Annotated in this window: 10 protein-coding genes; 3 read left to right on the forward strand and 7 right to left on the reverse strand. The window is 71.6% G+C overall.

Translation table 11 applies throughout. The features are described 5' to 3' along the window. Positions 1–80: 80 nt before the first annotated feature. The gene (locus tag BLW85_RS24645) at positions 81–1,496 is read left to right on the forward strand and encodes an AI-2E family transporter (protein ID WP_074993131.1); all 1,416 of its coding nucleotides are present in this window, start codon (positions 81–83) and stop codon (positions 1,494–1,496) included. Between the two features lie 25 nt (positions 1,497–1,521). Here the strand turns inward: BLW85_RS24645 and BLW85_RS24650 are convergent, their stop codons facing one another. Further along, on the reverse strand, positions 1,522–2,055 hold the full coding sequence (locus BLW85_RS24650) for an alkyl hydroperoxide reductase (RefSeq protein ID WP_070029116.1): 534 nt from the start codon (positions 2,053–2,055) through the stop codon (positions 1,522–1,524). 3 nt (positions 2,056–2,058) lie between these two features. Beyond that, positions 2,059–2,613 carry a peroxiredoxin gene (locus BLW85_RS24655; protein WP_070029114.1) on the reverse strand — a complete coding sequence of 185 codons (555 nt, stop codon included), beginning with the start codon at positions 2,611–2,613 and terminating at the stop codon, positions 2,059–2,061. A gap of 139 nt (positions 2,614–2,752) precedes the next feature. Between BLW85_RS24655 and BLW85_RS24660 the strand changes: the two genes are divergently transcribed. After that, the gene (locus BLW85_RS24660) at positions 2,753–3,697 is read left to right on the forward strand and encodes a LysR substrate-binding domain-containing protein (protein ID WP_070029112.1); all 945 of its coding nucleotides are present in this window, start codon (positions 2,753–2,755) and stop codon (positions 3,695–3,697) included. Between the two features lie 43 nt (positions 3,698–3,740). Here BLW85_RS24660 and BLW85_RS24665 read toward each other — a convergent pair whose 3' ends face one another. Genes BLW85_RS24665 through BLW85_RS24675 form a run of 3 tightly spaced genes read right to left on the reverse strand, consistent with a single transcriptional unit; the run spans position 3,741 to position 7,290 of the window. Beyond that, on the reverse strand, positions 3,741–6,083 hold the full coding sequence (locus BLW85_RS24665) for an FtsX-like permease family protein (protein WP_074993132.1): 2,343 nt from the start codon (positions 6,081–6,083) through the stop codon (positions 3,741–3,743). Further along, entirely contained in the window at positions 6,080–6,769 is a 690-nt protein-coding gene (locus BLW85_RS24670) for an ABC transporter ATP-binding protein (protein WP_070029104.1), read from the reverse strand. Before BLW85_RS24670 ends, BLW85_RS24665 begins: the two co-directional genes overlap by 4 nt. Then, positions 6,766–7,290 carry a PadR family transcriptional regulator gene (locus BLW85_RS24675; RefSeq protein WP_070029103.1) on the reverse strand — a complete coding sequence of 175 codons (525 nt, stop codon included), beginning with the start codon at positions 7,288–7,290 and terminating at the stop codon, positions 6,766–6,768. Before BLW85_RS24675 ends, BLW85_RS24670 begins: the two co-directional genes overlap by 4 nt. A 303-nt stretch (positions 7,291–7,593) precedes the next feature. Here BLW85_RS24675 and BLW85_RS24680 point away from each other — a divergent pair, with 303 nt between their 5' ends. Beyond that, positions 7,594–9,987 carry a transglycosylase domain-containing protein gene (locus tag BLW85_RS24680; RefSeq protein WP_074993133.1) on the forward strand — a complete coding sequence of 798 codons (2,394 nt, stop codon included), beginning with the start codon at positions 7,594–7,596 and terminating at the stop codon, positions 9,985–9,987. A 57-nt stretch (positions 9,988–10,044) separates the two neighbouring features. Here BLW85_RS24680 and BLW85_RS24685 read toward each other — a convergent pair whose 3' ends face one another. Continuing rightward, positions 10,045–12,141, reverse strand: coding sequence for an ATP-binding SpoIIE family protein phosphatase (locus BLW85_RS24685; RefSeq protein ID WP_074993134.1), 2,097 nt, complete (start codon positions 12,139–12,141; stop codon positions 10,045–10,047). Between the two features lie 293 nt (positions 12,142–12,434). Then, complete coding sequence (gene fomD, locus BLW85_RS24690) at positions 12,435–13,124, reverse strand: cytidylyl-2-hydroxypropylphosphonate hydrolase (RefSeq protein ID WP_079172410.1); 690 nt, start codon at positions 13,122–13,124, stop codon at positions 12,435–12,437. Positions 13,125–13,192 lie beyond the last annotated feature (68 nt).

Genomic DNA, 13,192 nt, shown 5'->3' on the forward strand with positions numbered 1-13,192 from the left:
GGGGCTTTCGCCCTGTACGGTCGTAACCGCACGACTCCATGGGGGGAGTGGTGGCGAGAAGCGGGGGAAGAGGACGGATCATGTCGCGAGTACCAGGGTGGCTCGGCAAGCTGGGCGCCGGTCTCACCGAGATGAGCGAACGGCTGGACGCCCGCCGCGTGGAGGCTGAGCAGGAGGACGCGGTCCCCGGGCCGCCGTCCGCGCCCGCACCGGCCCGTGCGCAGCAGGCGGTGACCGATGGGGCGGCCGACGCGGTGCCGCACGCCCGCCGCCCCGTGCCGTCGGTGCCCGTCGCCCGCCCCGATCCCGCGCAGGCCGTGCCCTGGGGGGTGCGGGTCGCGGCCGAGGCCGGCTGGCGGCTGCTGGTGCTGGCGGGCACCGTCTGGGTGCTGATGCGGGTCATCAGCGCCATCCAGCTGGTGGTGTTCGCCTTCGTCATCGCGCTGCTGGTCACCGCGTTGCTGCAACCGACCGTCGCCCGGCTCACCCGCCGCGGGGTGCCGCGCGGCCCGGCCACCGCGCTCACCGCGATCAGCGGCTTCGTCGTCATCGGCCTGATGGGCTGGTTCGTGACCTGGCAGGTCATGGAGAACATCGACACGCTCTCCACCCAGATCCAGTCCGGCATCGACGATCTGCGCAACTGGCTGCTGAAGAGCCCCTTCCACGTCACCGACAAGCAGATCAACCAGATCGCCAAGAACCTGCGCGAGGCGATCGGCGCCAACGCCGACCAGATAACGTCCGCGGGTCTGGAAGGCGTTCAGGTCATCGTGGAGGCCCTCACCGGCATCCTGCTGGTGTTCTTCTCCACGCTCTTCCTGCTCTACGACGGCAAGCGCATCTGGCAGTGGTTCCTGAAGCTGGTGCCCTCCGCCGCCCGGGAGGGCGTGGCCGGCGCCGGTCCGCGCGCCTGGCGCACCCTGACCGCGTATGTGCGCGGCACGGTCCTGGTCGCCCTGATCGACGCGATCTTCATCGGCATCGGCATCTACTTCCTCGATGTGCCGATGGCGGTCCCGCTGGCCGTCTTCATCTTCCTGTTCTCGTTCATCCCGCTGGTCGGCGCGGTCGCCTCCGGGGCGCTCGCGGTGATCGTGGCCCTGGTGACCCAGGGTGTCTTCACCGCCGTCATGACCCTGGTCGTGGTCCTCGCCGTGCAGCAGATCGAGGGCCATGTGCTGCAGCCCTTCATCCTGGGCCGCGCGGTGCGGGTGCACCCCCTCGCGGTCGTGCTGACCGTGGCGGCCGGCGGCATGGTGGCCGGTATCGGCGGCGCGGTGGTGGCCGTACCGCTGGTGGCGGTGACCAACACGGTGGTGGGCTATCTGCGCCAGTACTCGGCGGAACTCCACGGGCCCGAGCCGGAACACGGGCCCGAGCCGGAACACGGGCCCGAGCCGGAACGCGGACCCGAGCCGGAACCGGTCGCGGCCCCCGCCGAGCCCGCGGCGCGGGAGCAGCCGAACGCCGAGGACCCCGCTCACCAGGGGTGAACGGGGTCCGGGGAACAACGGTGACCTACTCGGCCAGGACGGCCTCGGCCTCCAGGGTGGCGCCGACCGCCTGCACGACGGCGGCGATCTTGAAGGCCTCCTGGATGGTGTCCCGCTCCATGCCGGCCTTGCGCAGCACCTGCTCGTGCGAGTCCAGGCACATGCCGCAGCCGTTGATCGCGGAGACCGCGAACGACCACAGCTCGAAGTCGACCTTCTCCACGCCCGGGTTGCCGATGACGTTCATCCGCAGGCCCGCGCGCAGGGTGCCGTACTCATGGTCCGACAGCAGGTGCCGGGTGCGGTAGAAGACGTTGTTCATCGCCATGATGGCGGCCGCGGACTTGGCCGCGGTGTACGCCTCCGGCGAGAGGTTCGCCTTCGCCTCCGGCTCCAGCTCGCGCAGCACGATCGGGGAGCGCGAGGCGATGGCCGTGGCCAGCACCGTGCCCCACAGCTGCTGCGCCGGCAGGTCGGAGTTGCCGATGACCGAGCCCAGGTTGAGCTTGAGGTCCTTGGCGTAGTCCGGGATCCGGGACTTCAGCGAGTCGAGCGACATGGGTCACTCACCAGCCAGCAGCGCGACCGGGTCGAGGGTCTCGTCGCCCTTGCTCCAGTTGCAGGGGCACAGCTCGTCGGTCTGGAGCGCGTCCAGGACCCGCAGGACCTCCTTGGGGTTACGGCCCACGGAACCGGCGGTGACCATCGTGAACTGGATCTCGTGGTTCGGGTCCACGATGAACACGGCGCGCTGCGCGAAGCCGTCCTCGCCCTCGATGCCCAGGTCACGCATGAGCTCGTGCTTGGAGTCGGCCATCATCGGGAAGGGCAGCTCGGTCAGGTCCGGGTGGTCCTTGCGCCAGGCGTGGTGCACGAACTCGGAGTCACCGGAGAAGCCGAGGATCTGGGCGTCGCGGTCGGCGAACTCGTCGTTCAGCTTGCCGAACGCGGCGATCTCGGTCGGGCAGACGAAGGTGAAGTCCTTCGGCCAGGCGAACACGACCAGCCACTTGCCCTCGTAGGACTTGTGGTTGATCTGCTCGAACTCCTTGCCCTTCTCCAGCGAGACGCAGGCGGTCAGATCGAACTCGGGGAACTTGTCACCGACAGTGAGCACACGCTCTCCTTGCAGCGAAGAAACACCCCTTTTGAGGGTGATTCCCATGGGTTGGACTCTGACGATGTTGGCACAGGGTGCATTGATTAGGGAAATAGCTACACTCGGTCGTGTTGATCGGAGGTATCTATCAGTGACTATGGGTAACGGCAAGCGGAGGCAGCCCAGCCTCGCACAGCTACGGGCCTTCGCCGCCGTGGCGGAGCACCTGCACTTCAGGGACGCGGCGGCGGCCATCGGGATGAGCCAGCCCGCCCTGTCCGGCGCGGTCTCGGCGCTGGAGGAGACACTCGGCGTGACCCTCCTCGAGCGTACGACGCGCAAGGTACTGCTCTCGCCCGCGGGGGAGCGCCTCGCCGTGCGGGCCAGGGCCGTGCTGGACGCCGTCGGCACCCTCCTGGAGGAGGCGGAGGCGGTCCGGGCGCCGTTCACCGGGGCGCTCCGGCTCGGCGTGATCCCGACCGTGGCACCGTATCTGCTGCCGACCGTGCTGCGGCTCGTGCACGAACGCTATCCGGACCTGGACCTCCAGGTGCACGAGGAGCAGACCGCGAGCCTCGTCGACGGACTGAGCACCGGCCGGCTCGACCTGCTGCTGCTCGCGGTCCCGCTCGGGGTGCCCGGCATAGCCGAACTGCCCCTGTTCGACGAGGACTTCGTGCTCGTCACCCCGCTCGACCACTGGCTCGGCGGCCGCGAGGGCATCGGGCGCGAGGCGCTGAAGGAACTCAATCTGCTGCTCCTGGACGAGGGGCACTGCCTGCGCGACCAGGCCCTGGACATCTGCCGCGAGGCGGGCCGCGCCGACGCCCCGGTCACCACCACCGCCGCCGGGCTGTCCACGCTGGTCCAGCTGGTCGCCGGCGGTCTCGGCTGCACCCTGCTGCCGCGCACCGCGCTCAAGCTGGAGACCACCCGCAGCAGCCAGTTGCTCACCGGCTACTTCGCCGATCCCGCCCCGAGCCGCCGGATCGCCCTGGCGATGCGCGCGGGAGCGGCACGCGGTGCCGAGTACGAGGAACTGGCGGCGGCCCTGCGCGAGGCGATGCGGGCACTGCCGGTACGCGTCCTCGGCGACGGCTGAGGGCCCCTCCCCGACGGGGGAGAGGCCCTGTGGCGCACGGGGGTCACTCGGTCCGCAGCCCCTCCGGCCGCATCAGCCGCAGCAGCGGCGGCAGGCTCAGCAGGGTGACCACGAGGACCACCCCCGCGCCCGCGCCGGTCATCGTCAGCACGCTCGGCCAGTCCACGCCCAGCGGCGAGCCCACCATCTTCAGCAGCACCCCGCCCAGCGTCAGTCCGACGGCCGCCGCGAGCAGCAGACCGAGCGCGACCGGGATCGCGGTCTGCCACAGCACCGACAGGCCCAGGGTGCGCCGCCGGGTGCCGAAGGCCATCAGCGACGACAGCAGCTTCCTGCGCTCGCGCAGCTGTTCCAGCTGGGTGACCAGCAGGCTCGCGCCGATCAGGGCCAGCACACAGATCGCGCCCGCGTACAGGCCGGTGCGGATGGAGGTGAACTTCTTGGACTCCTCCGTCGCCGACCACTCGATCGCCTCGGCGAACGGGTCCACCTTCGCCGCCGTGTTGCGGATGTACTCGGACACCTCGGGCACCCGCGGGTCGAGCATGACGTACACCGCCCCGTTCAGCACCCGGTCCACCCGGTCGGGCAGCGCGGACCGGGTCACCAGGACGGCGCTGTCCGTGGTGCCGTTGGGGCTGGTGATCGCGCGGGCCGGCTTCAGGCCCGCCGGTACGGTCCAGCGCACGTCGGGGCCGCGGCCGGTGCCGTTGGCCGTGTCGATGTGCAAGACCCGGCCCGGCCGGGTGAGCTTCGCGATGGCGGCGTCGTCGTCCTGCTCCCCGCCCGTCGAGAGGAAGGCGTCCCCGTCGTGGCAGGAGGGCAGCCGGGCCACCTCGCGCAGGGAGGCGCAGGTGCCGGCGACCATCAGCACCGTGCTGTCGGGCCCGGTGTGCCAGTCCTTGTCCCCGAGCGAAGTGCTGCCCAGCGAGACCGCCTTGCGTACGCCCTTGGTCGTGGCGAACCGGTCGGCGGCCGTGTGGAAGGGGGTGCCGTGGGACAGGTTGACCTGCATCTGGGCCCGGCCGAGGTCCTTCCCGGTGTCCTTGGTGTAGTCGCCCTCGACGCCCGCGAACAGCATCTGGAGCGCCACCGCCCCGGCCACCGCGACGGCGATGCCGTTCACCATGCGGGCCGCCGAGCCGCTGCTCAACTGGAGCCGCCGCACCGCCAGTTGCCAGGCCACCGTGCCGCGGTGCAGCCGGGCCACCACCGCCTCCACGGCCCACGGCAGCAGCGTGGTGACGCCGACGAGCAGCAGCAGTACGCCGCCGGTCACCATGTACTGGTTGAACTCCCCGTCCGCGCGGCCCTTGCCGATCATCGGGGAGAGCAGGGCGAGGCCGCCCAGCGGCAGCAGCAGCCGCCACCACAGCCGGCGGCGCGCGGGCCTGGCCGTCCGCATCACGCCCAGCGGCTCGATGACGACACCGCGCAGTGCGAACAGGGTGACCAGCACCGCCGCCGCGGGGACGGCGAGGGCGACCAGCGCGGCCAGCGCGGGCGAAGGATTGAGGTAGTCGGGGAACACGCTGATGCCCACGACCTCCACCGAGCCCGCGAACCGGCGGCCCAGCAGGAAGAAGACGGTGCCGAAGGCCAGCCCGACCAGCGATCCGGCCAGCGCCTCGCCCGCCGCGATCCGGCGGGTCATCCGGCTGTCGGAGCCCACCAGGCGCAGCGCGGCCAGTCTGCGGTCGCGCCGCTCGCCGCCGAACCGCACGGCGGTCGCGATGAACACGCCGACCGGCATCAGCAGCACCAGGAACACGAGCAGCACCAGCAGGAGCAGCACCGGGTCCGTCCGGTTCGCCGGGGGCTTGTTCGGCGAGCCGTAGGTGCTGATCCGGGCGGTCTGGAAGCCGTTGATCTTCGGGGCCAGGTTCTTCGCCCCCGCGTAGTAGGCGAGTTCCTGCGAGCCCACCAGCCCGCTCTCGCCGATGGTGCCGGTGATCCGGTACGGCAGCCGCTCGCGCAGCAGCTTGCCCTCGCCCGAGCCGAGCAGCTCCTTCAGCGCGGGGGAGACCACCATCTCGCCCGGCGCCGGGTACGCCGACAGGCCCGGCGCGACGGGCGCCTTCGGTCCCTCCGGCTCGACCAGCCGGCCGCGCACTTCGCGACCGCGGAACTCGGTGTCGGTGTCGGCGATCACCAGGGTGTTCGCGGCCTTCGGCCGGACCGGGCCGTACGTGTAGTCCGCGCGGGCCTGGTCCCGTTCGTGCCGTACCGCCAGCGCGTTCGGGATCGCGGTCGTCAGCAGCAGCAGGGCCACGCCCAGGCCGACCCCGACGGCCGTCAGCAGCACCCGGGTCCAGCCCTCGCGGCCCCCGGTGAAGGCGAACCGGAAGCCGAGACCGAGGTCCCTGCCCCACTGGCGTGCGCTCATATGGCGCGCTCCATGTCCCGGGACCTGCCGTCGCGTACGACGATCTCCCGGTCGGAGTAGGCGGCGACCCTGGGCTCGTGGGTGACCAGGACGACGGCCGCGTTGGTGGAGCGGGCCGCGTCGGTCAGCAGCTCCATCACGCGTTCGCCGTTGAGCGAGTCGAGGGCGCCGGTCGGCTCGTCCGCGAAGACCACCCGGGGACCGGTGACCAGCGCCCGCGCCACCGCGACGCGCTGCCCCTGGCCGCCGGAGACCTCGCCGGGCCGCTTGTCCTTGAGGCCGTCCACCTCCAGCCGCCGCATCCAGTCGAGGGCGGCCCGCTCGGCCTCCTTGCGGGAGGTGCCGTTCAGCCGCAGCGGCAGGGCCACGTTCTCCACGCAGGTCAGTTCGGGCACCAGCTGGCCGAACTGGAAGACGAAGCCGAACTCGCTGCGGCGCAGCGCGCTGCGCTCGGCGTCGTTCATGCCGGCCAGTTCGCGCCCGGCGTAGGTGATGGAGCCCGAGTCGGGCGGCACGATGCCGGCGAGGCAGTGCAGCAGCGTCGACTTGCCGGAGCCGGAGGGGCCCATGACGGCGACGACCTCGCCGGGGTGGATGGAGAACTCGGCGCCGTCGAGGGCGACCGTGGGGCCGTACGCCTTGCGCAGGTCGTGCGCGGCCAGCAGGGAACCGGGGGGAGGGGTCACGAGGCGACCTCCGCCCGCAGCTTGTCCAGACGCGCGGCGGTCAGTTCCAGCCAGCGCAGGTCGGCCTCCAGGTGGAACAGGGCGTGGTCGCAGATCAGCTGGTCGGCGAGGTCGCCCTTGCGCTTGCGGTCGGTCAGGATGCGCATGCTGCGCAGGTGCTCGGCGCGCTGGACGTCCAGGATGACGGAGGCGTCGCGGTGGGTGAGCAGCGCGAGGACGACCTTGGTGTAGAGGGTCGACTGGAGGTACTCCTCCGGCTTCTCCGGGGTGGCGAGCCAGCGCTGGACGTCGGTGACGCCGGCCTCGGTGATGGCGTACCGCTTGCGTTCGGGACCGCCGCCCGCCTCGATGCCGTCGACTTCGACGAGGCCGTGCTTCAGCAGCCGGGACATCGTGGAGTAGACCTGGCCGTAGTGCAGGGGCCGGTCCTGACCGAACTTCTCGTCGAAGGCCCGTTTGAGGTCGTAGCCGTGGCGCGGGCCGGACTCCAGGAGCCCTAGGAGGGTGTGACCGATGGACATGGGGAGCACTCTACACACCGTGTATACGCGGTAGGTATACACCGCATGTGCAGAGCACCGCGGAGGGTGCGACCTCGCAGGTGAGAGCCCTTTGTCACGGTTTCACGACAGGCCGTCGCGCCGGGGCCGCGGCCCGAAGACTTCGGGTGGAGGGGCAACCCTGGGCCCCTTGTAACCGTCGGTTCCTTTGGGGTGGGTGCTGATTCTCACGTCCGTAAAAGAGCGGATCGGTTGCCCTTTGTCATATAGGCGGGTGTTAGCTTTCGGAGCTGACCAACGAGACGGAAGCGGAGCGGTAGACCCATGGGACGAGCGGAAGAGAGACGAGCGCGACAGCGCGGCGGCCACCGCGCGGCGCCCCAGCGTCGCCGCTCGGCACCCGAGACCGGCAATCGCTCGGCAGGGCCGGCCGCCGGGGGAGCGCCCCGCAAGAGCCTCCTGCGCCGGATCTTCTCCTGGAAGAAGATCCTCGGCACGTTCTTCGGGATATGCCTGCTGGGCATAGCCGGCTTCGCCGTGCTGTACATGGTGGTGGACGTGCCCGAGGGCAACGCGCTCGCCACCCAGGAGAGCAACGTCTACAAGTACAGCGACGGCACGCTGCTCGCCCGCGTCGGCGAGACCAACCGCGAGAGCGTGGACCTGGACAAGGTCCCGAAGGACGTGCAGCACACCTTCGTCGCCGCGGAGAACAAGACCTTCTACACGGACTCCGGCATCGACCTCAGGGGTCTGGCCCGCGGTCTGTACAACACGGCGATGGGCCGGGGCACCCAGGGCGGCTCCACCATCACCCAGCAGTACGTCAAGAACTACTACCTGAGCCAGGACCAGACGGTCACCCGCAAGCTCAAGGAGATGGTCATCTCCTTGAAGGTCGACCAGAAGAAATCCAAGGACGACATCCTCGCGGGCTACATCAACACCAGCTACTACGGCCGCGGCGCCTACGGCATCCAGGCCGCCGCCCAGGCCTACTACCGCACCGACGCCCAGAACCTCACGGTCGAACAGGGCGCGTACCTCGCCGCCCTGCTCCAGGCGCCGAGCCAGTACGACTGGGCGGTGGCGACCCCCGCCGGCAAGAAGCTGGTGAAGGCGCGCTGGAACTACGTCCTGGACAACATGGTCAAGCAGCACTGGCTGGACCCGGCCAAGCGGCAGGCCATGAACTTCCCCGTGCCGAAGGAGCCCAAGGGCACCCCCGGCGAGGAGGGCGAGAAGGGCTACCTGGTCGAGCTGGCCAACCAGCAGCTGGAGGACCAGCTGATGTCCGAGGAGGGCATCAGCCACCAGGACGCCGTGCAGCAGGTGGTCAACCGCGGCTGGACCATCACCCTCAACGTCGACAAGAAGAAGCAGGCCGCGCTGGAACGGGCCGTCAAGGAGCAGCTGACCGGCAGGCTCGACCCCAAGCAGCGCAAGGTCGACGGCGACGTGCAGGCCGGCGCGGTCTCGGTGGACCCCAAGACGGGGAAGATCGTCGCCATGTACGGCGGCACGGACCACTTCAAGCACTGGACCAACAACGCCACCCGCAAGGACTACCAGCCCGCCTCCACCTTCAAGCCGGTGATCCTCGCCGCGGCGCTCCAGCAGGGCTCCGTCACCCAGGACGGCAAGCCGATCAACGCCGACACGGTGTACGACGGCACCAGCGGCCGCCAGGTCGTGGACCACGGCGCCAGGGTCGGCTTCGGCCCGCCCAACGAGGACGACGTGAACTACGGTCCGATCACCGTCCAGAAGGCCATGAACGACTCGGTCAACTCCGTCTTCGCGCAGATGGGCGTCGACGTGGGCATGAGCAAGGTGATGAGCACGGCCAAGCAGCTCGGCATGGACACCGAGGGCATGCAGCCCGTCCCCGCCCAGACGCTCGGCTCGATGGGTGCGAGCCCGCTGGAGATGGCCGGGATCTACGCCACCCTCGACAACCACGGCAACAAGGTCACGCCGACCATCGTCAAGGACGCCGAGCAGAAGGACCGCAAGGTCACCATGCCGAACCCGATCGGCGGCCCGGTGATCAGCCGTACCGCCGCCGACAGCGTGACCTCGGTGCTGACCGGCGTGGTCGACGACGGCACCGCCAGCCGCAGTGTGGCGAACAACCCGCTGCGGGCCGGCCAGCAGGTGGCGGGCAAGACCGGTACCTCCGACTGCGACCTCTCGGCCTGGTTCACCGGCTACACCCCGGACCTGGTCACCTCCGTCGGCCTGTTCGGCGAGGCCGGCAAGGCGGGCGGCACCGGCTGCAACGGCGCGCCGGTCAAGAAGCAGGACCACGTGCCCCTGACGGGCGCCCTGGGCGGCGGCCGCGTCAACGGCGGTGGCCCCCCGGCCGAGATCTGGGCGGCCTACACCTTCGGGGTGACGCACGCGGCCAAGTTCGACCTGGACACCTCGCAGGGCGCGGCCGTCGAGACGCCGACCCCCTCGATGAGCAGCCAGAGCCCGTCCCAGTCGCCGTCGCAGTCGCCGTCCGGCACCCCGACGTCGTCCGGCTCGCCGTCCCAGTCGCCGTCGCAGTCGCCGAGCCAGTCGCCGTCGCAGTCGCCGTCGCAGTCGCCGTCCGAGTCGCCGACCACCGGCGCGCCGACGACCGACCCCACGGACGAGAACCCGCTGGGACAGCTCGGTGGAGACCGGGAGCAGCTGCAACAGCAGCAGCAACGGCACCAGCGACAGCAGTAGACGGAACAAGAGGGAGGGGCGCCCGGTACACACCGGGCGCCCCTCCCTCTTTCCGGCTCAGCCGCGGTGCAGCTCGAACCAGACCACCTTGCCGGTGCTCAGCCGGGTCGCGCCCCAGCGCCGGGCCATCTTGTTGACCAGGTACAGGCCCCGGCCGCCCTCGTCCGTGGCGCGGGCCTGCCGCAGCCGGGGCAGCTGCGGCACGTCGTCACCGACCTCGCAGCGCAGCACATGGGTGCGCAGCAGCCGCAGCGTCACCGGCCGGGACGCGTACCGCACGGCGTTCGTCACGACCTCGCTGACCAGCAGCTCCACCGAGTCGGTGAGGTCCTCCATGTCCCAGCGGGCGAGCGCGCGCCGGGCCAGCCGGCGGGCCTGGCCGGGGGCCGTCTCCTCCGGCTCCAGCGTCCAGTACGCCACATCGCTCGGCGCGATCCCGTCGAAACGGGCGGCGAGCAGCGCGATGTCGTCGTCCCGGTCGCCCGGGCCGAGCATGTCGAGGACCTCGTCGCACAGGGCCTCCAGCGGCGGCGGATGGTCCGGGCCGGTCAGCTGCGCGGTGGCGGCGAGCCGTTCGCGCAGCTGCTCTATGCCCGTCCACACGTCCCGCAGCCGGGACTCCACCAGGCCGTCGGTGTACAGCAGCAGCGTGGCCCCGGCGGGCGCGTCCAGCTCGACCGCCTCGAAGTCCACCCCGCCGACGCCGATCGGCGCGCCCGGCGGCACCCGCAGCACCTCGGCCCGCCCGCCCAGGTGCAGCAGCACGGGCGGCGGATGGCCGGCGTTGGCGATGGTGATGCGGTGCGTGACCGGGTCGTAGACCGCGTACAGACACGTCGCCATGCGGTCGGTGCCGAGCCGCTGCGCCTGCTCGTCCAGGTGGTGCAGGACCTCCTGCGGCGGCAGATCGAGACCGGCCAGGGTCTGCGCGGTGGTGCGCAGCTGGCCCATGATGGCGGCCGAGGTCATGGAGTGGCCCATGACGTCGCCGACCACCAGCGCGACCCGGCTGCCGGGCAGCGGGATCGCGTCGTACCAGTCGCCGCCCACCCGCGCGGTCTCCGCCGCGGGCAGGTACCGCGAGGCGAGCCGCACGCCCGTCGGGCGGGGCAGGGTCTCGGGCAGCATGGTGCGCTGCAACTCGTCGGCGATGTAGGCCTCACGGCCGTACAGCACCGCCTTGTCGATGCCGAGCGCGCTGTGCGTGGCCAGCTGGGCCGCCACCAGCAGGTCGTCCGTCTCGAACGCCGGCCGCTCGGGGCGGCGCAGGAACAGGGCCGCGCCGATCACCCGGCGCCGGCCGCGCAGCGGCGCGAGGATCGCGTGCTGCCCGGACGGTACGAGCGCCTCCGCGCCCTCGCCCAGCAGCTCGGGCAGCGCGGCCCGGGCGGCCGGCGCGTCCGCGAACACCGGGCGCACCCCGCGCAGCACCTCGTTGAGCGCGTCGCCGGGCCGCACCTCGCACAGCTCCAGCGTCAGCGACGACAGCTCCGCCAGCGCGATCGGCTCCGGCTCCGGCTCGAACGCCTGGGGCAGCAGGACCCCGTCGGTGTCCCGCTCCTCCGGGATGCGGTCGGTACGGCGCAGCCGCAGCACCACCGGTCCGGTGGGCCGTTCGTCGCCGACCGGCAGCGGGTCGCGCAGATAGACCAGGATCGCGTCCGAGAAGGTCGGCACCGTGGCCCGGCACAGACCCATCACGATCTCGTCCAGGTCCAGACCGCGGGCGATCCGCCGGGTGGCCGCGCCCACGAACCTGAGCCGGTCCCCGTCACGCCGCATCGGCATGGGCCGCCCCGGCGGCAGGCCCCGCCCGGTACGGCGCTCCGGGCCGCCCGGCGCCCGCTCCTGGTCGGCGCCGGGCTGCGGCGGAATGGCCTCCGGTGCGGGGCGCGGCCGATGGGCCGCGCCGGCGTCCGCGGTGGCGGGCTGGGAGTGCTCCGGGCCGTTGACTGGGGGCTCCTTCCCCTTGCCGTCCTTTGCCTGGCCACAGGGGGTGGCCGTCCCCGGTCCCGAGGGCGTCCCGTCGGCCCGTGCCTGCACGGGTAAGGCGGGGGTGCCGACCGGTTCCGGGGCACGCACAAGCGCCCCGCGGCCCTCCGCGGGGTCGGCGCCCGGCTGAGGGCGCTCGAAGGAGGTGGGCTGCTCCGTCACGCGTGTCGCATCCATCCGTCCGGGGCTGCGCGCCGGGCGCGCAGTTGGTCCCGCAGAAGTCCCGATACCCGCAATACGTGTCCCGGGAACGGATTTTCCGCGTGCCCGGAGGATGTTCCCGTGCCACCGGCGAGCCCTGCGCGGCCGGTGCTGCCCTGATACCCCTCGTTCACGTCCTTGCCGCCCCTCGGTGACGATCGGTCAAGCCCGGCGCACACCCCGGAAGTTGTCGCTCCGAAGCGCCCTTGCGGAGGACGATCCTACGTTTCTTGCCCGGGGGCGCATCAAGAGTCTCATGAGGACACGTGCGCGGGCGTGCGGTCCCAGTCCTCGGGAAGTGACGGTACCGCCCAGGAGTCGTCAGGTCGCCACCCCGGCCAGCCGTCCGAGAACGGCGGCCCCCATTCCTCGATCGCCGCGACCGCCGCCCGCCCGGCCGCCCGGACCCGCTCGGCGGTCCGCGCGGACATCAGGCCGTCCCGCTGGGCCTGCGCGAACTCGTCCTCGTCGCGCCAGTGCCAACTGCGGTCCGGGCGTACGTCGATGTCCAGGAAGTGATCCTCGGAGTCCACCCCGCCCGCCCAGCGGACCAGCGGTTCCTCCAGATTGACGTACCAGTTCTTGAACCGCCAGCCCGGCTCCCAGAACAGCCACACCGACCAGGGCACACCGGGCTGGGCCAGCTTCAGCACCCCGGTGCCCAGCCAGCGGCCGCGGCGCACCGTGCGCGGCTTGGTGTAGCGGGACTCCAGCGGCTCGCGGTGCACCGGGGTGCCGTCGGCCAGGGCCGGCTTCACGCACTCGGTGCCGGGGGCCAGCCAGACCGCGAGGAGTTCGGCGTCGTCGCGTACGACGGTGACGGGCCGGGCGATGTGGAACCGCTCGCCGCCGTTCTCCCGGTAACGCCACAGGATCGGGGTCCCCGGCGCCCAGTACGCCGCGGGACCCGCCGCCGCTCGTCGCATCGTCGCGTCGTCCGTCATGGACAGATATTAGGTGCCGCGCGGACGCGGCGCTGCGGCGCGGGTCACGGTCGCCGCGGGTGGCCGGA

Origin of the sequence: Streptomyces misionensis (assembly GCF_900104815.1) — a bacterium.
Taxonomy (GTDB): Bacteria; Actinomycetota; Actinomycetes; order Streptomycetales; family Streptomycetaceae; genus Streptomyces; species Streptomyces misionensis.